This is a genomic window from Cryobacterium sp. TMS1-13-1, from assembly GCF_004403125.1.
Taxonomy (GTDB): Bacteria; Actinomycetota; Actinomycetes; order Actinomycetales; family Microbacteriaceae; genus Cryobacterium; species Cryobacterium levicorallinum.
Genome location: NZ_SOGX01000018.1, coordinates 106,396 through 127,720, shown reverse-complemented (window position 1 = coordinate 127,720; position 21,325 = coordinate 106,396). Strand labels below are relative to the sequence as shown.

The following is a 21,325-nucleotide window of genomic DNA, read 5'->3' as shown; positions in this document are numbered from 1 at the left end:
AGCACCGACACCCCCCTTCAGGCCACTTCCATCCAGTGGAAGAGCAAAGCTCCGGGTAGATTTGTAAATCGGGCGCGTGCCAGACATGCGAAACGGATGCCTGAAACGCCTTCGACAGGTCGTACCCGGTCATCGGTTCCACGGTGAGGAGCGACAGCACGGCGTGGCGAAGACTTACGGAGACTTCCATCTCGGTCGTGCCGGTAACAATAAGCATAGGTAGTTCGGGCCGGCCCTGACCGGACAGGCCTCGTCAGGCGATGATCACCGCAGACGCGGCTGCCAGCAGTGGCGCGGCCTTGAGCAGCGTTTCCTCGTACTCTTCCTCGGCTACCGACCAGGCGGTAATGCCGCCACCCGCGCCGATGGTCGTCGTCGTCGGTCCAATTACGAGGCTTCGAATGGTCACGCCCAGGTCGACGCGACCGTCTGCCCCCATGTATCCGAAGGCGCCGGCGTAGGGTCCCCGGGCACCGCCTTCGAGTCGATCGATGATGCTCATCGCGCTGTGTTTTGGCGCTCCGGTCATGGACCCGGCCGGCAGACATGCCTCAACGGCGTCGACCCAGGTAAGTCGTGGGTCGATCCTCGCCGAGATGGTGCTCACCAGTTGGTGCACGTTTTGATAGGACTCGACCCGGAGTAAATCGGGGACCTGCACCGAGCCGGTTTCGGCCACCCGACCCAGATCATTGCGCATGAGATCCACGATCATCACGTTCTCCGCGATCTCCTTATGATGACCGGCCAGCTCGGTGATGAGCCCGGCATCTTCCTCGGATGTTCGGCCTCGGGGACGCGTACCCTTAATCGGTCGGGTAGTCATCGTTTTGTCCGGGCACACCTCGAGGAACTGCTCGGGGGAGGAACTCAACAGCGCGAAATCGGCGAAACGGATCAGCGCTCCATGGTGTGCCGGGTTCAGGCGACGCAACCGGCGATAGGTCTGGACCGGGTCCAGGGCTCCCTCGATGGTGATCTCGTTGGTCAGGCAGATTTGGTAGGCATCACCCTCCGCGATGGCATCCCGGCATTGCTCGACCAGGTCGACGTACTCCGCGTGGGTATGACGTAGCGAGGCCTTCCTCGGCTTCCCGGCTTCCGGGAGCGGCGGTACCGTGCTCCCGACCAGGGAGCGGAGGGCCGCCTGAACGTCCCGGACCCACAGCTTTGCTGTCGGCGACCCGGCGGGGACGCGGAGGGACATGGTCGACGCGCGGTGGTCGAAAGCGATAATGCGATCGGCCCACATCAGGGCAGCGTCGGGCAGGGCAGACGCGTGACGCGGCGACCCCACCGTTTTGGCCCCCAGTTCATAACCCAGCCACCCGACCCAGCCGATCCGCAGACCGTCGGCCGGGCCAGCCACAGGGCTGGCTCCGCGACTGGTGGTCGTCAGCCGGAGCAGGTCGAAGATCGAGCCCTCGAACCTGTCGCTCGTGCCCACTCCCGAGACGAGGACGGTGTCGCCGGCGCCGGACGCCGTGACCACCGGGGCCGATGGCGAGGGCAATCCCAGGTAGCTCACCCCGGTCTCTGCTTCGAACCCGCTATCAAGCCAGAAGGCGTTTTTCTCAGACTTCAGGAGACGCAGGAATACGAGTTCGGGGTCGACCCAGAAGTCCAGAACAATCTCTCGACAGGTCACCGCGTCTGCTGGTTGCAGCAGCCGTTCCTGCAACCCGGTCATGATTCCCCCTTTTCAGATGCCACCGTGCATTGCAACCAGATTGTCCCGAGCGCGCCTTGGCAACGAGGTTCAGATAAATCATATCTGCGAGGTAAAAGCGCAGTGGCGCACGCTCCACGAAAACGGCGGCAGGGCCTCGGCCCGCACGACACAACTCCAGTTCGGGGAAGCCCCGGTTTCGAGTAGCGTGGGGATCGATGTCAGGAAAACCCGCGCGGTCGAGGCAACCCGAGGGGGCGCTTGCGCTCCCCGTCGACGATCGTTCCGTCGCGGCCAGGCTCTTCGCCATTCTCGACGCGTTCGCAGCGCCCGCCGGGGCGACGTCGCTCACCCTGACCCTGACGGCCATTGCCCAACGTGCTGGCCTGCCGCTCTCCACCACGCACCGGCTTGTCGCCGAGTGGGTGAGCTGGGGTGGCCTGAGCAAGCACGAGAATGGGCAGTACTCGCTCGGCATGAAGCTGTGGGAGCTCGGGGTGCAGACGCCGACCGCCCGCAACCTGCGCACGATCGCGCTGCCCTACCTGGAAGACCTGTATGAGACGACGCGGGAACACGTGCACCTCGCCATCCTCGACGGGCGCGACGCACTGTACCTGGAAAAGCTCTCGGGCCACCACGCGGTTCGCTTGATCTCGCGGGTCGGCGCTCGCCTACCGCTGCACTCGACCGGGGTGGGGCTGGTGCTTCTGGCGCACGCTCCGCCGGACGTGGTGCAGCAGTATCTGGCTGCGAGCCTTGAGCGTTTTCTGCCGCGCACTGTCACCGAGCCCGAGGCGGTACGCAAGCGGTTGGCCGAGATCCGGCTGCTCGGCCTGGCCCGCATGACGGAGGAGATGACGGCAGGGTCGAGCTCGATTGCCGCGCCCATTCGGGACCGCACTGGCCAGGTCGTGGCGGCCGTGTCGATCGTTACCCGCACGACCGACACCGTCGACCCTGAGCAGGAGAAAGCGGTACGCCTGGCCGCGCAGGGCGTCAGTCGGGCTCTCGGCTACCGGCGTGCCCAGCAGTCGTGAGCAATGGCCGATTGTCGGCACTTTCACTGAGTGGAAGAAGGGCATCGGAGCCCTGACCGGTACAGCACACTGAAAACAACACACCCTGTCATTGTCGCTAGGAGAATCTGTGCCCCACGAAAACACCCGCGTCGCCATCATCGGCGCCGGTCCCGCCGGTCTCTTGCTGGGATGGGCCCTGCGTGACGCCGGAATCGACTCGATCGTCGTGGAAAATCGTTCGCAGGAGTACGTGCTCGGCCGCATCCGCGCCGGTGTTTTGGAACAGGGGTCGGTCGAAACCCTGACCCGCCTCGGGGTGGGTGCCCGCCTCGCATCCGAGGGCCTGCAGCACGACGGAATTTTTCTGCAGTATGCGGGCGAGCGTCACAACGTGAACTTCAACGAGCTGATCGGCCGCACGGTCACCGTCTACGGCCAGCAGCAGGTGGTCAAGGATCTCGTCACCGCGCACACCGACGCCGGATCGACGATCTACTACGAAGCATCCGACGTCGCCGCCCTCGGCCTGACCACCAAGAACCCGAGCGTGACCTTCGTGCACGACGGCGAGCACCACACCATCGACGCCGACTTCGTCGTGGGCGCCGACGGCTTTCACGGCATCTGCCGGGCGTCGATTCCCAGCGAAGAAATCACCCTGTTCGACCGTAGCTACCCCTACGCCTGGCTCGGCATCCTCGCTGACGTTGCACCCTCCTCCGACGAGCTGATCTATGCGCTGCACGAAGACGGTTTCGCGATGCTGTCGATGCGTTCGCCGGTCGTCTCCCGCCTCTACCTGCAGGTCGACCCGGCCGACGATATTAAGAACTGGTCAGATGAGCGCATCTGGGAGGCGCTGCACACTCGGCTCGGCGCCCCCGGCTGGGAGTTGCACGAAGGCCCGATCACCGACAAATCGATCACCCCGATGCGCAGCTTCGTGGCCTCCCGCCTGGCCTACGGCAATCTGTTTCTGGTCGGCGACGCCGGCCACATCGTGCCGCCGACCGGCGCGAAGGGTCTCAACTCGGCCATCTCCGACGTCACCCAGCTCGCGAGCGCGCTCACCGCGTTCTACGCCAACGACGAGACGCTTCTGGCCGGCTACAGCGACACCGCGCTGGCCCGGCAGTGGCGGGTGCAGCAGTTCTCCCGCTGGATGACCGAGATGCTGCACACCAGCCCCGGCGACCTGCAATCCGGTGCCTTCGACTACCGCAGCCAGCTCGGCCAGCTCGACTACGTCACTCACTCGCCGCTCGCGCAGCGCATGCTCGCCGAGCAGTACACCGGCCTCCAGCTCTAATCGATACGAGGACACCATGACTCAGACATCCCCGCGCCCCGGCACTGGCCCGGCCAGCCAGAACGAGATCACCGCCGAGATCGAAGCGATCGAAGCGGATGCCGCTTCAAGCGTCGCCGCCGGCGGCTCGCCCGAGCTGCAGCCGCGTCGCAACTACGCCCCCTACCGTAGCTCCCTGCTGCGCCACCCCACCCACGAGCTCGTGCGCGTCGATCCGGAAGAGGTCGAACGGGTCTCGCCCGCGTTCGGCCACACCGACGTGAACGTGCTCGAGAGCGACCTCACCATTCAGCACTCCGGCGAGCCGATCGGCGAACGGATGACCGTGAGCGGCCGCGTGCTCGACGGTGAGGGCCGCCCGGTGCGGCACCAGCTGATCGAACTCTGGCAGGCCAACGCCGGCGGACGCTACGTGCACAAACGCGACCAGCACCCCGCACCGCTCGACCCGAACTTCACCGGTGTCGGCCGTACCATCACCGGTGAGAACGGTGAGTACTCGTTCACCACGATCAAGCCGGGGCCGTACCCGTGGAAGAACCACGTGAATGCGTGGCGCCCAGCGCACATTCACTTTTCGCTGTTCGGCACCGCGTTCACTCAGCGTCTGATCACCCAAATGTACTTTCCGGGCGACCCGCTGTTCGCGCTCGACCCGATTTACCAGTCGATTGCCGATGCGGATGCCCGCGCCCGCCTGATCGGGCAGTACGACCACAGCCTGAGCGTGCCCGAGTTCTCGCTCGGCTACACCTGGGACATCGTGCTCACCGGACCCAAATCTACCTGGATGGAAGGCGAAGAAGCCCATGACTGACCTTGCCGAAGTAGCTGCCGCCGTGCAGACCACCACCCCGCAGAAGCATGCTCTGCAGACCCCGTCGCAGACGATCGGCCCGTTCTACGGCTACGCCCTGCCCTTTGCGGGCGGGCCGGAGCTGGTCCCCGGGTACCATCCCCGCGCCATCCGCTTTCATGGCACCGTCACCGACGGCGAAGGCGAGCCGATTCTCGACGCCCTGCTCGAGATCTGGCAGGCCGACGAGAGCGGCGTGCTCAGCCGCTCCCGTGGCAGCATCGACCGCGACGGTTTCACCTTCACCGGCTTCGGCCGGTGCGCGACCACGATCGCCGGCAACTACACCTTCACGACGCTCAAGCCCGGTGCGGCCGGCTCAGCAGCGCCCTACATCCTGGTGACGTTGTTCGCTCGCGGTGTCACGCACCATCTGTTCACCCGGGCCTACTTCGCCGAGGACGCCGCGCTGCACGCGACCGACGCCGTGCTCAGCGCGGTTCCGGTCGACCGCCGGAACACGCTCATCTGCGTCTCCGAGGGAATCGTCGGGGGAGCCGAGTCGTACCGCTTTGATATTCGCGTGCAGGGCGAGAACGAGACCGTCTTTTTGGACTTTGATGCCTGACCACAGCTTTGATGCCGGGCTGCTCAACCCGCTGAGCCACGGCACTCGGGAATCCGACCTGACCAGCGACCAGGCGTGGCTGCAGGCAATGGTCGACGCCGAGCTCGCCCTCACCCGCGCGCTCGTCGACGCCGAGCTTGCCCCCGAGTGGATGCTGGCCGTTTGCGACGCGCTCGGGGACGCGAGCCAGTTCGACCTCGGAGCGATCGCTGTCGAGGCCAGGGGCGGCGGCAACCCGGTGATCCCGTTCGTGAAGCACCTCGGCCGCGCCGCCGAGAAGGTGCGGGCCGGAGCGTCCGACCACATTCACGTGGGCGCGACCAGCCAGGACATTCTCGACACGGCCGCGATGATCGTGGCCCGCCGGGTGACCTGCGAACTCATTGACCAGCTCGATTCCTTCGGCGCCACCCTCGCCGACCTGGCCGAAGCGCACCGGGGCACCGTGATGAGCGGTCGCACCCTCGGCCAGCAGGCGTCGCCGACGAGCTTCGGCTTCGTGGTTGCCGGCTGGCTCGACGCCGTGCTGCTCATCGCCAGGCGCCTCGAGGGCCTTCGCGACACCCTGCCCGTGCAGCTCGGAGGCGCGGTCGGCAATCTCGCCGTGCTCACCGAAATTGCCAGGGCCCGACGCAGCGAAGCCGTCGACACTGACGTGCTCGACGCGGTCATTGACCGCTTCGCCCACCACGTCGGCCTGGTCGTGCCACGCTTGAGCTGGCACACCAACCGGGTCGTCATCTCCGAACTCGCCTCCGTGCTGGCCGCCGCGACCGGCGTCGCCGGTACCTTTGCGCTCGACGTGTCCGTGCTCTCCCGCACCGAAATTGCCGAGGTGGGCGAGCGTCTCGCCCCCGGCCAGGGTGGTTCCAGCGCCATGCCGCACAAACGCAACCCGGTGTCCGCCGTGCTGATCACGGCGGCTGCGCTGCAAACGCCGGGTCTGGCATCCACTCTCTATGGCAGCATGCTCGCCGAAGACCAGCGGCCGAGCGGGGTCTGGCATGCCGAATGGCAGTCGCTGCGGGTGCTCGAACGGCTCACGATCTCGGCGGTGACTGGCGCCGCGTCGCTCGCCGCTCGCCTCGACGTGGACCCGGAGCGCATGCGCGCCAACCTCGACCTCACCGACGGACTCGTGTTCAGCGAACGGGTCACCACAATTCTGGCCGAGACCGTCGGCAAGACCACCGCGTTTTCGCTGGTCGAGCGCGCCTCGCAGGAGGCCTTCGTGACCAACCGGCCGCTGCAGGTCGTGCTCGCGAGCATCCTCATCGCCGAGGGCTGTTCCGACGAACTGCGCGCGCAGATCTGGGGAGCCTTCGACTATGAGGGCCAGCCGGGGCAGTCGGCGGCGGGCATCGACCGCGTCGTGCGCGCGTTCCGGCAGCGAGCGGATGCCGTGAAGCGGCGTGCCGAGGCAGCCGCCGCAACCGATATGGTCGAAGCAGGCACCGGCGCAGCCCACTCCAACAAAGACGTAAGGATTTTATGAGCCAGCCCGTCATCCTCTGCACGATCGAGCCGGCCGCAAACGGCGACGCGATCGCGCCGCTGATCGTGCTCGGCCCCTCGCTCGGCACCACGGCCGACCTCTGGGCCGGCGTCGTGCCCGCGCTCGCCCAAACCCATCGGGTGCTGTGCTTCAACCTTCCCGGGCACGGGTTCAGCCCGCGCGCGACGGCAGCGTTCACGATCGAGGAGATCGCCGACGCCGTCGTCGGCCTGGTCGACTCCCTCGGCGTCGACAGCTTTCACTACGCCGGAATCTCGCTCGGCGGCGCCATCGGCCTGGCCCTGGCCGTGAACCGCCCGAGCCGCCTGACGAGCCTCGCGGTGTTCTGCTCCGGCGCAAAAATCGGCACCGCGGAGGCCTGGACCGATCGAGCCGCCGGCGTACGCGCGAGCGGCACCCCCTCGCTCATTATCGGCAGCGCCAGTCGCTGGTTCGCCCCCGACTTTCTGGGTCGCGACCCCAAGGCCGGATCAAACGCGCTCGATGCGCTGCTCGACATCGACGACGAATCCTATGCGCTCGCCTGCGAAGCGCTCGCTGTTTTCGATCAAACGGATGCACTCAGCGCTATCCGCACGCCCGTCCTGTGCGTGTCGGGCGAACTCGATACGGTGACACCGACCGTGCAGTTGCAGGAGTTGGCGGCGCGCATTCCCGGTGCCCGGGCCGTGGAGATCGCCGGGGTCGCGCACCTGCCGGCGCTCGAGCAGCCGATCGAGGTCGGCGCGTTGCTCGGGGAATGGCTGGCCGGGGCTTCGGCTGCTGCCGCGCGACCGGCCGAGCCGTCTTCTCCTGACCGCACCGCGGCATCCGCTTATGCCGATGGCATGCTCGTGCGTCGCGCGGTTCTCGGCGACCAGCATGTCGATGCGGCCACCGCCGCAATCACCCCCGAAACCGCCGTGTTTCAGGACTTCATCACACGCTATGCCTGGGGCGAGATCTGGACGCGGCCCGGCCTCGACCGACGCACCCGCAGCTTCCTGACCATCGCCGCGCTCGTCACTGGCGGGCACGAGGGCGAGCTCGCGATGCACGTGCGCGCGGCCCTGACCAACGGGCTGAGCCGCGCCGAGATCAGCGAAGCCATTCTGCACACGGCGATTTATGCGGGCGTTCCCGCCGCCAACGCCGCGTTCGCCGTAGCCCGCGAGACCTTCGCCGGACTCGATGCGGCCGTTCACAACTCCACTATTCGGCCTAGCTAAGGACTACGCATTATGGACAAGACCTATCCCTCCGCCGCGGCAGCTGTCGCCGACATCCCCGACGGGGCCTCGCTCGCCGTCGGTGGGTTCGGTCTGGTCGGTGTGCCGATCGTTCTGATTCGTGCGCTGCTCGCGCTCGGCAGCACGAACCTGCACGTCGCGTCGAACAACTGTGGTGTCGACGGTTGGGGCCTTGGCGAACTGCTCGGTGAGGGCCGGATCAGTCGGGTGATCGCCTCCTATATCGGCGAAAACAAGGACTTCGCTCGCCGTTACCTCGGCGGTGAACTCGAGGTTGAGCTGACCCCGCAGGGCACCCTGGCCGAGCGGCTGCGTGCCGGCGGCACCGGAATTCCAGCGTTCTACACCGCGAGCGGCGTCGGCACCATGGTCGCCGATGGCGGACTTCCGTGGCGTTATGGCCCGGATGGTGAGGTGACGGTGTCTTCGCCGCCGAAGGAAACGCGTCTGTTCTCGTCGCTCGGCGGTGAGAAGGAATACGTGCTCGAAGAAGCCATCGTCACCGACTACGCCCTGGTGCGTGCCGCCAAGGGCGACCGGCACGGCAACCTGGTGTTCGAGAAATCGGCCCGCAACTTCAACCCGGTCGCGGGCATGGCCGGCCGCGTGACCATCGCCGAGGTTGATGAGTTGGTGGAACCGGGGCAGATCGACCCGGATGAGGTGCACCTCGCCGGCATCTATGTGAATCGCATCGTGCAGCTCGGCGCGGTTGACGCCGCCGACCTGCCGATCGAGAAGACGACGACGCGGCCGCGGCCTTCGTCTGAAATTGGAGCGAACTGATGGCCCTAACGCGTAATGAGATGGCGGCCCGCGCCGCCCAGGAGCTCGCGCCCGATTCCTATGTCAATTTGGGCATCGGTCTGCCGACGCTCATTCCGAACTTTCTGCCCGAGGGGGTGCACGTCGTGCTGCACTCCGAAAACGGGGTGCTCGGCGTCGGACCCTACCCGTGGGAGGGTGAGGCGGATCCCAAGCTCATCAACGCCGGAAAGGAAACCGTCACCGTCAATCCCGGCGCCGCGTACTTCGACTCGGCGCAGAGCTTCGGCATGATTCGTGGCGGCCTGATCGACGTGGCCGTGCTCGGCGCCATGCAGGTCAGTGTGGTCGGTGACATCGCCAACTGGGCGGTGCCCGGCAAGATGATCAAGGGTATGGGCGGTGCGATGGACCTGGTGCACGGCGCCGACACCGTGATCGTCGTGATGGAACACGTGACCAAGACGGGCGATTTCAAGATCAAAGAGGTCTGCGACCTGCCCTTGACCGGCAAGGCCGTCGTCACCCGCATTATCACCGACCTCGCCGTGATCGACGTCACTCCCGAGGGGCTCGTGCTGCGCGAGGTCGCGCCCGGCGTGACCGCCCTGGCGGTGCAGGCCGCCACCGAGGCAACCCTGCTCGTGCCCACCCCGCCAACCACGATCACGACGCTGCTCGGCGCTGCCGAATGATGCTCGTCGCCGCGACCGTCCTCACCACCCATACCACCATCCTCAGCAACGGAGCCGCCGTATGACCATCACCACCCTCCGCCAGATCGTCATCTGCGAACCGCTTCGCACCCCGATCGGCCGCTTCGGCGGCGCGTTCAAAACCGTCGCGCCGGCCGACCTCGCCGCGGCCGTCATTGTCGCGCTGATGGAACGCACCGGCCTCGACGGCGCCGTCGTCGACGACGTCATCTTCGGCCAGGCCTACCCCACGGCCGAGGCCGCGCCGGTCGCCCGCGTCGCCGCCCTCAACGCGGGCCTGCCCGTCACCGTCGGCGGGGTGCAGGTCGATCGTCGTTGCGGCAGCGGTCTGCAGGCCATCCTCGACGCTGCGATGCAGGTGCAGACGGGAGTCAGTGACCTCGCCATTGCCGGCGGCGTGGACGTCATGAGCCAGGCCCCCATCTACACGGTCGATTCCCGCTGGGGCCTGGCCGGAACTGCCGGGGTACTGCTGCGCGACGCCCTCGGCCGTGGCCGCGAAACCGCCGGTGGACGCCACTATCCGGTGCCCGGCGGCATGCTCGAAACCGCCGAGAACCTGCGCCGCGACTACAGTCTCGACCGCGTCGAACAAGACGAGCTCGCCGTCGAATCCCAACGCCGCGCCCTCGTCGCCGTCGCTGACGGCCGCTTCGTGGACGAGATCGTGCCGGTCACCGTGCCTGGACGCAAGGGCCCCGTCGTCGTCTCGGTCGATGAAACCCCGCGCGAAACCACCCTCGAAGCCCTCGCCGGCCTGAAACCGATCATGGGCAAAGCGGATGCCGCCGCCACCGTCACCGCCGGCAACGCCAGCGGGCAGAACGATGCGGCCGCCGCGTGCATCGTGACCACCCCGGAGCGGGCGGCCGAGCTCGGCCTGACCCCTCTGGTGCGGCTCGCGTCCTGGGCACGGGCCGGCGTCGAGCCGTCGCGGATGGGCCTCGGCCCGGTGCCGGCGACGAAGCTCGCGCTGGAGCGTGCCGGCCTGACCCTGGCCGACATCGACCTGATCGAACTCAACGAGGCCTTCGCCGCGCAGGTACTCGCCGTCAGCCGGGAGTGGAACTTCACCCCGGAAGACTGGGCCCGCACCAACGTCAACGGCTCGGGCATCTCGCTCGGCCACCCGGTCGGCGCCACCGGCGCTCGTATCCTCGCCACCGCCGCCCGCCACCTGCAGCGTACCGAAGGCCGTTACCTCCTCGAAACCATGTGTATTGGCGGTGGGCAGGGACTCGCGGCCATCTTCGAGCGCGCGTAGGCGCATCCGCTTCGCCGAACGGTGAGTGTGCGCTCGATTTTCCCTGCGGGAAATGGCCTCCAACTCACCGGTCGGTGCCGGTCATAACGTCACCGAGGCACAGTGACAGCAGGCGGGCTGGCGGGTTCGAAGTCGAGCGGCGAGAACTCACCGTTCACGCTGCGGAACGTGTGGGCGAAATCGGGCCAGAGCAGGGTCTGCCGTCCGTTCCTCGGGTCGATGTACCAGCTTTCGCATCCGCCGGTAGTCCACACGGCGTCGGCGCTGAGCTCGTCAACGAGGCGCGAGTAAGCCTCCTCGGCTGCGCGGGTGACGGCGAGCACCGGGTTGCCGGCGCCGGCCTGGTAGGCGAGGGCTCCGAGCACGTAGTCGATCTGGGTCTCGATCATATAGATCGCCGAGTTGTGGCTGAGCCCGGCATTGGGGCCGTTGATCACGAACAGGTTCGGAAAACCACTCACAACCGTGGATGCGTGCGCGGTCATGCCGCCCGACCAGTGCTCCGACAACCGTTCTCCAGCCCGCCCGGTGACGGCGCGCGCGTAGGGCTGCTGTGTGGTGTGGAACCCGGTGGCGAAGATCACGACGTCGATCCGATGCCGAGCGCCACTCTGCGTCACGACCGTATCGCCGTCGAGCGCGGCCAATGCCGACGGTTCGAGCACCACGTGGGGCAGGGCGAAGGTGGGGTAGTACTCGCTCGAGATGAGTACCCGTTTGCACCCGATCTCGTAGCTTGGCGTGAGGGCCGCCCGGGTGGCGGCATGTTTCACCTGGGATTCGAGATGCACGCGGGCCCGGTCGCGGGCCGCGCTGATACTGGCCGGATCGCGCACCCGCTGCGCGAAGGCCTCCTCGGCCTTCCAGAACAACCGGGTGCGCAGACTGCTCAGTTCGGCCGGGTCGCGTGCAAGCAGGGCTCGCTCGGCCGGGGAATACGCACGATCGTCGCGAGGAATCACATAGGGAGCGCTGCGTTGCAGGACCACCAGTTGGGCGGCCCGCTCGGCGAGCCGCGGCACGAGCTGGACCGCCGAGGCGCCTGACCCCACGACGGCGACCCGTTTGCCGTCGAGGTTGACGACGGGGGTCCAGCGCGCCGAATGAAAAGCTTCCCCGCGAAAGTCGTCGATCCCGGGCACCGGCGGAATCCTCGGTTCCGAGAGTCGTCCACAGGCGAGAATCAGGGTGCGGCAGGTGAACGCGCCGCGTGAGGTCGTCAGACGCCACAGCGCCGCCGCCTCGTCCCAGTCCATCGACTGCACGTCAACGCCGACGCGGAGATGCTCGAGCAGCCCCTCCTCAATGGCGCTCGTCGACAGGTATTCCCAGATCTCGCCACCCGGCGAGTAGAACTGGGACCAATTCGGATTGGGCCGGAACGAGTACGAGTAGAGGTGTGAAGGGATATCGCAGGCGACGCCGGGGTAGCAGTTGTCACGCCAGGTACCGCCGACTTGTCCGGCCCGCTCGAGAATGGCGAAGGAGCGCGTGCCCCGGCGTTTCAGCCGGATTCCCATGCCGATTCCGGCGAAGCCGGCGCCGACTACGAGGGTGTCGAGATGTGTCACGGGCGGTCCTCCCCGATAAGGGTGCCCGCGGGGTACCTGGTCGGCTCGGTGAGGAAGGCGCCGAGTACAGCGAGCAGTTCGGCGGGTCGTTCGTGCACGACTGCGTGCCCCGCGTCGATCTGTGCGTAACGGGCATCCGCGATTGCCCCGAATAACAGCTTGCTCTGCCAGGTGGTCGCGACCTCGTCGGAGGCGCAGCCCACGACAAGGGTCGGCACAGCTATGCCGGGTGCCATGGCCGACACGTCAAGCGTGCTGCCGAGTGCCACCAGTCGCGCGGCGATATCGTCAACGAGCGGCGGGCGGGCGGAATCCCAACCGTCTGCGCTGTATAGGGCCTGTCTGGCCGCGGCCGCGAGCGCTGCGGAGCGCTCAGCCTGCAATTCCGCCCACAGCCCGGCGAAGGCTCCGAGTTTCGGCGCCGGCGTCATCCAACCGGCGACGACGGCGAGGCTGCTGAGCGCGGCCGGCTGCTGCGCTGCGAATGCCGCGGCCGCCACGCCTCCGAGGGAGTAGCCGACAACGGCCGGCGGTTCGTCGCATCGGGCGACGGCCACACCGATACGAGAGACGAGGTCGCCCAGGGTGTGCACCCCCGGGGTGGTGAAATCGACGGACACAACCCGGTGCCGACGCTCAAGCATCGGCAGCAGGAACGGAAAATCTTCGCCAGTGCGCCCGCTGAACCCGGGCACGAGCACAACCGGCGGGCGCCGGTTGGGTGCGCGCCACGGATGTTCGTTCACGCCCGCGCCGCCGACTTGCGTTCGGTAGTGGGCTCGCCGTACCCGGTGGTGCGCTGGCGAACCGGGCGGGAGATGGACCGCGCCAGGCGAGTGACGTCGGCAAGTGTCATCACCTTGCCGTGTTCGATTCCCACCTCGGGCAGCACCGCGCCGTCGAGCAGGGTGCCGCCGAGGTCGTCGGCACCGCTCTGCAGCATGGTCGCGGCCGTGTCGAACCCTAGCCGGGTCCACGGTACCTGGAGATGGTTGATGTAACCGTGCAACACGAGGCGGGAGACCGCGTGTACCGCGCGGTGCTCGTCCAAGTCGCTCCGACCATCGACGAGCGGATGTCCTGGCACGGGCATCGGAACGAACTCGGTGAACCCGCCCGTCTCGGACTGGATCGCCCGGAGTGATCGAAGGTGGGCCACCCGGTCGAGGGCGGATTCGCCATTGCCGTAAACCATGACCGACGTCGAACGCAATCCGGCACGGTGCGCGGCCGTGATGATCGCGGTCCACCGGTCGACGGGCAAGTCGGCGGGAGCGACGCGCGCGCGTATCGAATCGCGCAGCATCTTCACGCCGGTGCCGGGAATCGTGTCGACCCCTGCCTCCAGAAGCGCGGTCAGATAGTCGGTGTCGTCGAGGCCCATGCGTGCTGCGCCGTCAGCGATATCGGCCGGTCGAAAGGCATGCAGGTGCATGTTCGGCTGGGCGGCTTTCACGGCCCGGGCGAGGTCAAGGTAGCTCGTCGCCGGAAGGGTCGGCCCGATGATGCCCTGCACGCAAAGTTCGGTCGCCCCCAGCGACCAGGCATCGTCGACGATCCCGCCGAGCGTTCCGAGGGTGAGCCCAGCCGCGGTGCCCTGGCCGAGGTGGGTGGAGGTGACGTTTCGGTTGACCACGAAGCTCACGGCCTCGCCCACCGTGTAGCGCCGTAGTCCGCTCGCGAGCGCCGTAAGGGTGTCGAGGTCGTCGCCCTCCGCACGCAGCAGAGCGGCATATTCGGCGTCGCTGAGATGCGCCGGTTCATTTTCGGCGTGTAGAAGAGAGGAGCGGATGTCTGAGGTGCGAACCGAGAACGACAGTGGCCGATGGGCGGTTTTCGGGCCGGCGCCGGTTGGTACCGAGAACGGGTGGGCGCTTTCATCGGCGAGACCGGTGGTCGGGTCGGTGAGGGCGAGTACCTGCGCGTGCAACGCCGGATCGATCCATTCATTGCGATCACGAATGTACGAGGGGTGCACGGTGAGACGTTCGCGCAGCTCAAAGCCTGCCGCGCGGGTCATATCGGCGAGATCGCCGAGCTCGGGCCACGGGCGCTCCGGATTCACGTGGTCGGCGGTGAGCGGGCTGATGCCACCCCAGTCGTCGATTCCGGCGCGCACGAGCATCCGCAGTTCTGACGCATCGGAAAGGTTCGGCGGAACCTGGATGCGCGAGTGGCTGCCGAGTACGAGCCTTGCCACAGCGACGGTGACGGCGTACTCGGCGCCGCCGAAGTCGGGTTCATTCTGCATGGCCGTCGCGGGCTTTGCACGGAAATTCTGTATTATTGTCTCCTGCACCTGGCCGTGCCGCGCGTGCGACTCGCGAATGGCCACGATCGACTCGGCACGCTCGCGCAGGTTCTCACCGATACCGACCAGGATGCCCGTCGTCAGCGGAATCCGCATCTCGCCGGCGTCTTCGAGTACCTTGAGCCGTACCGCGGGCTCCTTGTCGGGCGAGCCGTAGTGCACCTCGCCCTTGTCGGCCCACAAACGGTGGGCGGTCGTCTCGAGCATCATGCCCATCGACGGGGCGACCGGGCGGAGCACCGCCATCTCGGCGGCGCTCATGACCCCCGGGTTCATGTGCGGAAGCAGGCCGGTCTCGCGCAGCACCAGCTCGGCCATCTCGTGCACGTAGTGCAGGGTCGACTCGTAGCCGTGCTCATCGAGCCAGGCCCGGGCGTCGGGCCATCGTTCCTCCGGGCGGTCGCCGAGGGTGAACAGCGCCTCCTTGCAGCCCATGGCCGCACCCTGGCGCGCCACCTGGAGGATCTGCTCCGGCGACATGTAGAGCGCTTTGCCCATCTTGGCGAGCTTGCCCGGGGTGTCGACAAAGATGCAGTAGTGGCACCGGTCGCGGCACAGGGTCGTGATCGGCAGGAAGACCTTTTTCGAGAACGTGATGACCCCGGGTCGGCCGGCCGCGACGAGGCCCTCGTCACGCAACTGCGAGGCGAGGTCGAACACCCGCTCCAGATCGTCGCCCGATGCGTCCAGCAACGTTTCCGCATCATCGACGCCGAGCGGCAGGCGGGCTACGGCCCGCTCGAGTGCGGAATGGATCGTGCCGGTGGGTGTCAGAGTCACAGCGAGCCTTTTGGTACGTGGTGAACGAAGCGGGACCATGCACGTACCAGTCTCTCAGCCCTGGCCCCGGCGCGCACCCGCGTTACCGACCTGTGAGTTCTTACCGTCTGGCCCAGACGCATCGCGCTCGCCGGCCCGTGGTTACGGCGCGGAAAATAGTGCCGCACGATTGCTGTGTGAGAACGTGATGCTGTCGGCGCCTTCTACTCGAACGCGGAGATACCGGTGATCGCGCGGCCGACGACGAGGGTGTTGACCTCGTAGCTGCCCTCGTAGGTGTAGAGGGCTTCGGCGTCGGCGAAGACGCGGGCTATGCCCCAGGAGGTGGAGATGCCGTTGCCGCCGAACACCGAACGACCCAGTGCCACGGATTCGCGCATGCGCGCGCTGGCGGAGGCCTTGGCCATCGCGGCGTGCTCCGGCCGCAGCGTTCCAGCCTGCTGCAGCTGGGCGATGCGCACCATCAGGCCGAGCGACGTGGTCGCATTCTCGAGAATGCGCACCAGCTTCTCCTGCACGAGCTGGAACGACGCGATCGGCTTGCCGAACTGCCGGCGTTCAAGCGCGTAGCGCAGCGCATAGTCGTAGGCGGCGAATTGCAGGCCCACGGACTGCCAGCCGACCCAGACCCGCGAATTGGTCAGCAGCCGGTTGGTATCGCGAAAGCTCGTGGCACCGGGCAGTCGGTCGCGTTCGGCGACCACGACGTTCCGCAGGGTGATCGTGGCGTTCTGCACGATGCGCAGGGCGATCTTGTTCTCGATCTTCTCCGCGGTGAACCCGGCCAGGGTCGCGTCGACGATGAAGCCCTTGATCTGGTCGTCGGCGGTGTCGCGCGCCCAGACCAGCACATTGGCAGCGAAGGTTCCGCTGCCAATCCAGCGTTTGACGCCGTTCAGGGTCCAGGAGTCGCCGGTGCGGGTGGCGGTTGTCTCCATATTGCGCGAGACATCGGAGCCGTGGTCCGGTTCGGTGAGCGCGAACGCGCCGATCTTGCGCAGGGAAATGGCGTCGGCCAGGAACCGGTCGCGCTGGTCATCGGTGCCGAGCTGGGCGATCGCCGCTGCGAACAGGCCGCTGTGCACGCCGACAAAGGTCGAAATGGACGCATCGACGCGGGCAAGCTCGACGGTCATGAACCCGTGGAGTAAGAAATTGTCGCCGCGCGCACACAGATCGACGAGGTTCAGGTTGCTCAGGGCTGGGATGATTTCGAACGGGAACGTCTCGTTGTTCCAGTGCTCGGCGACGACGGGTCGAATCTCGCGTTCGAACACCGCGCGGGCTGTGGCTACCAGATTCTGCTCGTCCACGGTGAGGAAGTCCTGGTAGGAGAAGAAATCGGTGGTGGGGCCGGTGTAAAACTCAGGGCTGGGCGCATCCACTTCGGTATCGCCGATCTTCGGACTCTCAACGACGGTGCTCATGGCTGGTCCTCTCTGACCGGGTACCCCTGAATTCTGCGCCTGGGAGCGGAAATGCGCAATCTCTCGCAGATTAACCGTGCAAGGTGCCTGATGGATGTCCCGATTATGCCCGCAAATTGCCCTGGATGCGAGAAAACTAGCGCGTGGCGGAGGTGTTCATGGTGAGCACGTCGGTGCCGTTCAGGTCGTGCAGGCCGAGCGTCACGGTCACGACGCCGAGTGTGCCGAGCGACTCGACATGGGTGCCGCCGCAGGGGATGCGGACGGTCGCGCCGGGCAGTTCGCACACCCAGTAGCGGCGGTCCGTCAACCGGTCGCCGCCCTGGTCGATGCGTACCGTGGCATCCGTCATGGTCCACGCGAGAAGGGTCGCGTTAATGGTCGCTTCGATCGCCGCGAGCGACTCGGCGAAGCCATCGACCGAGAAGCCCTTCTTGCGCAGCGATTTGCCGAGCCGGTAGGTGTCGACCGAAGCGTTCTGGCCGATCAATGATTCGTCGATGGCGAGCCCGTCGAAGTCGGGGTGGCCGAGCGCGTCGGCGCGTACCTCTTTTTTCCACCGGTCGGCGAGAGCGTCGTTCAGGGCGAGGGAGGCTAAATGGCACGCGGTGTGGCCGGCGCTCGTGGCGTCGCGCAGGCCCTCGTCAACCTCGACCGTGACGGTGTCGCCGGCTGAAAGCCCGGCCGCGTCGACGACGTGCACCACGACGAAGGCCCAGCCCGGGGTGCCCTTGGCCACCGGAATATCCGCACCGATATACAGCTCGGACCCGTCGGTGGCTCCGACAATGCAGTCCTCGACCGGCCAGAACGCGGCACCGTGATGCAGCAAGGCCTGGTCGGGTCCCTGGTCGGGCCAGCCGGCATCGACCGGATGCACGCAGGTCGCATCGAGCAGCACGGCTGAGCGTCCGTCCGGCAGCGGCTCGGAGTGCAGTACGGACGCCCGCGCGTCGACGGCGCCGCTCGGGTAGAGCACGCGGGTGTCTTCGGTGGGCAGGGTCATGGCTGGTCCTTTCACAAGCGGATGCTGTCGGTCACGCCGACGAAAGAAAGGTGCCGCCACGATCGTGGCGGCACCCGTGCTTGCTAATACTGCGCCAGATGCAGCGCGTGGTACCAGGGGCGGAGAACCCACAGCACCGAGAAGATGCAGAATCTAGCTCTTGCGGGCCCGAGAAGCGGTCTCTTCAGACTTCGCCTTCTTGTCGGCCCTCTTTTCCTTGAGGGACTTGTCGGCAACCTTCTTGGTTGCGTCCTTTTTCGGTGATTTGTCAGCCATTGTGTACTCCTTCGCGCCGAGCCGTGGGGCTCCGTCTCCTCGAGAATACGCGGGTTTGCGGCATCCGTCATCTCCGCAGCCGACCGCCCTCCCGCAAACCGCCAGACCTGGTCGGAGCCCTGTGCACGGCTGCCGGTCTGTCGTATGCTGTCGCTGCAGCGAACCCGCTCTCCGTCGAAAGGTCACGTCATGAGCCACAGCGCCACCTACCGGGCAGTTCTGTTTGGACCCAACCCGATTGCCGCCGGAACCGAGGTCGAATTGGAATACATCGACGGTGAGTATCAGGACGTCCTGGTGCTCGAAGCGGTCGAGGACACCGAAACGATCACCCGCACTTATAAGCGCGGCCGTGAGACCGACGAGCCCATCCCGTATCGTTTCGTCGAGGAAGACGTCGTCGACGCCGACGAGGCGGACATTCCCAACTGACGCAGGCGTCCGTTTGACAGCGGATGCTGCAGCGCACGCTAAATGCGCTTGGTTGCGTCGCGGCCGAGTCGCACCGGCAGGGCCATGAGCGGTCCGACGAAGCGGCGCTGCAGCCTGCGCGCCGGGCCCCAGACGATCTGCACGACATACTGCGACAGCAGCGCGCCGGCCGCGAGGGCCATCGCGATGCCGGCAGCGGTGAGCAATGCGAGCAGCCCGTTGATATCGCCCTCGGAGAGCTGGAGCAACCCGCGAAACAGGGTGAGCCCGGGCACGAGCGGCACGAGCGCCGTCACCATAATGACGAGCGGAGGGGTGCGCACGATGCGCGCCGCGACCGCCGCCAGCAGGCCGACGCCGAGGGCGCTCGCCGCCGAGGCCCCGACCAGTCCGAATCCGCCGGCCAGCGCGGCCACGAACAGAAACTCGGCGAGAGCGCCGAGCACGCAGACCACCCAGACCGCCCGCCACGGTACCTGCACGGCCAGCGCAAACCCGATGACGATGACGATGGCGGCTACGAGCAGTACCGGCAGCACGCCGATGGTCACGATCGGATTCGAGTCGATCTCGAGCAGCAGCCCGAACCGGGCCAAAAACAGGGCAGATCCCGACACCCCGGTGACCAGGCCAGCCGTGATCAGCAGGGCCTCCACCAGTCGGGCGGTGCCGGTCAGGTAAAACCCCGAGAGCGTGTCATGCACGGCACCGAATGTGGTGACACCGGCGAGAAGCATGATGATGGTGGCGACGACGACGAGCGAGGGGTTGGCCGTGGGGTCGATCACCCGCACGACCGTGGCGACGAGGGGGCCGATCGCCCCGCCGACGACCGTCTGGTAGAACAGCGGAACCTGGCGGTGGTCGAGCACCGACGTGATCCAGTCGATGATCCAGGTGGCGATAAAGGCGGCGATGATCACCGTCGGCCCGCCGCCGATCAGAACGGCGGCGCCGGCACCGACCAGGCTCCAGCCGATGCGGCGCCACTGTTTGGGCACCTGCGGTTTTGAGCTGACGATGGTCGCGAGGATCTTGCGGGCCTCGGCGACCTCGATCGGCTTCTCGATAATGTCCGCGATCAGCTCCGAGGTGGCGGTGAGCTTGGAATAGTCCAGCGTGCGGTACTTCACGTTGCGGCTGCGGATGATCGACTCGTGCGTCGACGGGTCTTCCTGGGTCAGCGTGATGGTCGTGTGGGTGATGTTCGCGTCGGTGCCCTTGAGCCCGTAGGCCCTGGTGAGCGCGATCATCGCGGCGGTGGCGTCTTCGGCGCCGGCGCCGGCGGTGAAGATGACTTCGGCGAGGCGCATGGTGAGGTCGAGCACGGCCCGGGTGTAACCGGAGTGGTCGAGCGTGATGGCGGTGGTCTTGCTGAAACTCATGAGGCAGGCAAATCGAGGGGTCCGAGAACGGATGCTGCGGCGGTCGCGTGAGCGGAGTCCGCGTCGGAGGGGTGGAAGAAACCCGCGAGCACGTCGCGGTAGAGCCGGGCCAGTTCGGAGGACGCGGCGTAGGCGGAGCCGCCGGCAACCTGCACGGCGGTGTCGACGACGAACTTGGCGTTCTGGGTGGCCCGGTATTTGAGCCCGGAGAGCTGCGCGAACCAGGCCGGTCCGACCGCGAATAAACGCTCGTCGACCGCCCGGGCGAGGGCGTCGATCTGCGGATAGATGCCGTCCATCGCAATGACGAGGTCCCCGACCCGCCACCGCGCGACCGGATCCTGCGCGTGCGTGCGCCCCTCGTTTTTCAGCGAGGTGCGACGGTTAGCGCCCAGGGCGGCGAGTTCAAGCGCGCGCTGGCCGATTCCGGTGTACACGGCGCTGAGCAGAATTTCAAAGTTGGCGAAGATGCCGGCGACCAGCGGGTCGCCGTTCGGGCCGATTGGCAGGCGGCGCACGACCCGGTCCGGGCGGGCGAGAGCGCCATCGAGCACGGTGCTCTGGCTCTGGCTGGCGCGCATGCCGAGGGTGTCCCAGTCATCTTTCGAGCGGATGCCGGCATCCGCTCGATCGAGAAACGCCCAGACGATCGCGGGGTCAGCCGGGGCGGAGGAATCCAGGCCGAGGGTACCGAGCCGGGTCCAGGCGGGGGAGAGCGAGGTGAACACCTTGGTGCCGGTGAACCGGTAGCCGCCATCTTGCTGGGGGAGGGCATCCGTTTGCGAGCCGAACAGCACCAGGTCGTTGCCGGGTTCGCTCACGCCAAAGGCGAAGATCTCGCCTCGCATGGCCTCTTCGAGCACGAAGTCGAGCGAGTGGTCGCCCTGCGCGTTCAGGCTGGCGGCGACACCGGTCCAAACCAGGTGCATGTTCACGGCGAGGGCGGTGGCCGGGGCGTGCGCGGCGAGCCGGGTCTGCTCGCGCACGGTCTGTTGCAGGGTGCGGCCGAGTCCGCCGAACTGCACCGGCACGAGGGCGCGCAGGTAGCCGGCAGCGACGAGCACCTCGAGATCTTCGGTGAAGAAGGCGTTGGCCCGGTCATACCCGGCTGCCCGTGAGCGGATGCCGGCCAGCAGCTGATCAGACAGCACCGGCTCGGTCGAGGGAACAAAAACGGGCGCTGCCGGAGAGGTTTCGGGCAGGGTTGAAGCAGGGAGAAACTC

The 21,325-nt window shown here is 66.9% G+C and carries 19 protein-coding genes and 1 pseudogene; 10 read left to right on the top strand and 10 right to left on the bottom strand.

From position 1 onward, the window contains the following. Positions 1-46: 46 nt before the first annotated feature. A pseudogene (locus E3T31_RS18435) lies at positions 47-190 on the bottom strand (PadR family transcriptional regulator); the annotation flags it as partial. A 63-nt stretch (positions 191-253) separates the two neighbouring features. Then, positions 254-1,690 carry an aminodeoxychorismate synthase component I gene (gene pabB, locus E3T31_RS15610; RefSeq protein ID WP_134470068.1) on the bottom strand — a complete coding sequence of 479 codons (1,437 nt, stop codon included), beginning with the start codon at positions 1,688-1,690 and terminating at the stop codon, positions 254-256. A gap of 197 nt (positions 1,691-1,887) precedes the next feature. Here pabB and E3T31_RS15605 point away from each other — a divergent pair, with 197 nt between their 5' ends. From E3T31_RS15605 to E3T31_RS15565, 9 genes are all read left to right on the top strand, one after another. Next, the gene (locus E3T31_RS15605) at positions 1,888-2,709 is read left to right on the top strand and encodes an IclR family transcriptional regulator (protein WP_134443770.1); all 822 of its coding nucleotides are present in this window, start codon (positions 1,888-1,890) and stop codon (positions 2,707-2,709) included. Positions 2,710-2,818: 109 nt separating this feature from the next. After that, complete coding sequence (locus E3T31_RS15600; RefSeq protein ID WP_134470067.1) at positions 2,819-4,000, top strand: 4-hydroxybenzoate 3-monooxygenase; 1,182 nt, start codon at positions 2,819-2,821, stop codon at positions 3,998-4,000. Between the two features lie 16 nt (positions 4,001-4,016). Further along, complete coding sequence (pcaH, locus tag E3T31_RS15595) at positions 4,017-4,817, top strand: protocatechuate 3,4-dioxygenase subunit beta (RefSeq protein ID WP_134470065.1); 801 nt, start codon at positions 4,017-4,019, stop codon at positions 4,815-4,817. Next, positions 4,810-5,424 (top strand): protocatechuate 3,4-dioxygenase subunit alpha, encoded by a 615-nt coding sequence (pcaG, locus tag E3T31_RS15590; RefSeq protein WP_134470063.1) that lies wholly within the window; start codon positions 4,810-4,812, stop codon positions 5,422-5,424. The genes pcaH and pcaG overlap by 8 nt, the downstream gene beginning before the upstream one ends. After that, positions 5,417-6,919 (top strand): lyase family protein, encoded by a 1,503-nt coding sequence (locus E3T31_RS15585; RefSeq protein WP_134470061.1) that lies wholly within the window; start codon positions 5,417-5,419, stop codon positions 6,917-6,919. Before pcaG ends, E3T31_RS15585 begins: the two co-directional genes overlap by 8 nt. Further along, entirely contained in the window at positions 6,916-8,148 is a 1,233-nt protein-coding gene (gene pcaC / locus E3T31_RS15580) for a 4-carboxymuconolactone decarboxylase (RefSeq protein WP_134470059.1), read from the top strand. Before E3T31_RS15585 ends, pcaC begins: the two co-directional genes overlap by 4 nt. 12 nt (positions 8,149-8,160) lie before the next feature. Beyond that, the gene (locus E3T31_RS15575; protein ID WP_134470057.1) at positions 8,161-8,955 is read left to right on the top strand and encodes a CoA transferase subunit A; all 795 of its coding nucleotides are present in this window, start codon (positions 8,161-8,163) and stop codon (positions 8,953-8,955) included. Next, complete coding sequence (locus E3T31_RS15570; RefSeq protein ID WP_134470055.1) at positions 8,955-9,629, top strand: 3-oxoacid CoA-transferase subunit B; 675 nt, start codon at positions 8,955-8,957, stop codon at positions 9,627-9,629. The genes E3T31_RS15575 and E3T31_RS15570 overlap by 1 nt, the downstream gene beginning before the upstream one ends. 61 nt (positions 9,630-9,690) lie before the next feature. After that, complete coding sequence (locus E3T31_RS15565) at positions 9,691-10,914, top strand: acetyl-CoA C-acetyltransferase (protein WP_134470053.1); 1,224 nt, start codon at positions 9,691-9,693, stop codon at positions 10,912-10,914. A gap of 89 nt (positions 10,915-11,003) precedes the next feature. On the opposite strand, the gene E3T31_RS15560 is transcribed toward E3T31_RS15565, so the two are convergent. The 6 genes from E3T31_RS15560 to E3T31_RS18520 form a co-directional block, all read right to left on the bottom strand. Further along, positions 11,004-12,485, bottom strand: coding sequence for an NAD(P)/FAD-dependent oxidoreductase (locus tag E3T31_RS15560; RefSeq protein WP_198417042.1), 1,482 nt, complete (start codon positions 12,483-12,485; stop codon positions 11,004-11,006). After that, complete coding sequence (locus tag E3T31_RS15555; protein ID WP_134470051.1) at positions 12,482-13,231, bottom strand: alpha/beta fold hydrolase; 750 nt, start codon at positions 13,229-13,231, stop codon at positions 12,482-12,484. The genes E3T31_RS15560 and E3T31_RS15555 overlap by 4 nt, the downstream gene beginning before the upstream one ends. Then, complete coding sequence (gene cofG, locus E3T31_RS15550) at positions 13,228-15,576, bottom strand: 7,8-didemethyl-8-hydroxy-5-deazariboflavin synthase CofG (RefSeq protein WP_241978039.1); 2,349 nt, start codon at positions 15,574-15,576, stop codon at positions 13,228-13,230. Before cofG ends, E3T31_RS15555 begins: the two co-directional genes overlap by 4 nt. Before the next feature lie 203 nt (positions 15,577-15,779). Beyond that, positions 15,780-17,003 (bottom strand): acyl-CoA dehydrogenase family protein, encoded by a 1,224-nt coding sequence (locus E3T31_RS15545; RefSeq protein ID WP_134470047.1) that lies wholly within the window; start codon positions 17,001-17,003, stop codon positions 15,780-15,782. Positions 17,004-17,139: 136 nt separating this feature from the next. Then, positions 17,140-18,009, bottom strand: a complete 870-nt coding sequence (locus E3T31_RS15540; protein WP_134470045.1) for a metal-dependent hydrolase — start codon at positions 18,007-18,009, stop codon at positions 17,140-17,142. Between the two features lie 153 nt (positions 18,010-18,162). Continuing rightward, positions 18,163-18,285, bottom strand: coding sequence for a hypothetical protein (locus tag E3T31_RS18520; RefSeq protein WP_255408738.1), 123 nt, complete (start codon positions 18,283-18,285; stop codon positions 18,163-18,165). Between the two features lie 189 nt (positions 18,286-18,474). On the opposite strand from E3T31_RS18520, the gene E3T31_RS15535 reads away from it, so the two are divergent. Further along, positions 18,475-18,717, top strand: coding sequence for a hypothetical protein (locus tag E3T31_RS15535; protein WP_134470043.1), 243 nt, complete (start codon positions 18,475-18,477; stop codon positions 18,715-18,717). 38 nt (positions 18,718-18,755) lie between these two features. Here E3T31_RS15535 and E3T31_RS15530 read toward each other — a convergent pair whose 3' ends face one another. Continuing rightward, positions 18,756-20,102, bottom strand: a complete 1,347-nt coding sequence (locus E3T31_RS15530) for a threonine/serine exporter ThrE family protein (protein ID WP_092452356.1) — start codon at positions 20,100-20,102, stop codon at positions 18,756-18,758. Then, positions 20,099-21,304 (bottom strand): acyl-CoA dehydrogenase family protein, encoded by a 1,206-nt coding sequence (locus E3T31_RS15525; protein ID WP_174844897.1) that lies wholly within the window; start codon positions 21,302-21,304, stop codon positions 20,099-20,101. Before E3T31_RS15525 ends, E3T31_RS15530 begins: the two co-directional genes overlap by 4 nt. Positions 21,305-21,325: the final 21 nt, after the last annotated feature.

What these genes read in the sequence shown, in the direction of transcription:
- E3T31_RS15535 (WP_134470043.1), top strand. Translation starts at nt 18,475, where the DNA reads ATGAGCCACAGCGCCACCTACCGGGCAGTTCTGTTTGGACCCAACCCG.
- E3T31_RS15545 (WP_134470047.1), bottom strand. Translation starts at nt 17,003, where the DNA reads ATGAGCACCGTCGTTGAGAGTCCGAAGATCGGCGATACCGAAGTGGAT.
- pcaC (WP_134470059.1), top strand. Translation starts at nt 6,916, where the DNA reads ATGAGCCAGCCCGTCATCCTCTGCACGATCGAGCCGGCCGCAAACGGC.
- E3T31_RS15565 (WP_134470053.1), top strand. Translation starts at nt 9,691, where the DNA reads ATGACCATCACCACCCTCCGCCAGATCGTCATCTGCGAACCGCTTCGC.
- E3T31_RS15570 (WP_134470055.1), top strand. Translation starts at nt 8,955, where the DNA reads ATGGCCCTAACGCGTAATGAGATGGCGGCCCGCGCCGCCCAGGAGCTC.
- E3T31_RS15605 (WP_134443770.1), top strand. Translation starts at nt 1,888, where the DNA reads ATGTCAGGAAAACCCGCGCGGTCGAGGCAACCCGAGGGGGCGCTTGCG.
- E3T31_RS15575 (WP_134470057.1), top strand. Translation starts at nt 8,161, where the DNA reads ATGGACAAGACCTATCCCTCCGCCGCGGCAGCTGTCGCCGACATCCCC.
- pabB (WP_134470068.1), bottom strand. Translation starts at nt 1,690, where the DNA reads ATGACCGGGTTGCAGGAACGGCTGCTGCAACCAGCAGACGCGGTGACC.
- pcaG (WP_134470063.1), top strand. Translation starts at nt 4,810, where the DNA reads ATGACTGACCTTGCCGAAGTAGCTGCCGCCGTGCAGACCACCACCCCG.
- E3T31_RS15540 (WP_134470045.1), bottom strand. Translation starts at nt 18,009, where the DNA reads ATGACCCTGCCCACCGAAGACACCCGCGTGCTCTACCCGAGCGGCGCC.
- E3T31_RS15530 (WP_092452356.1), bottom strand. Translation starts at nt 20,102, where the DNA reads ATGAGTTTCAGCAAGACCACCGCCATCACGCTCGACCACTCCGGTTAC.
- pcaH (WP_134470065.1), top strand. Translation starts at nt 4,017, where the DNA reads ATGACTCAGACATCCCCGCGCCCCGGCACTGGCCCGGCCAGCCAGAAC.
- E3T31_RS15585 (WP_134470061.1), top strand. Translation starts at nt 5,417, where the DNA reads ATGCCTGACCACAGCTTTGATGCCGGGCTGCTCAACCCGCTGAGCCAC.
- E3T31_RS18520 (WP_255408738.1), bottom strand. Translation starts at nt 18,285, where the DNA reads ATGGCTGACAAATCACCGAAAAAGGACGCAACCAAGAAGGTTGCCGAC.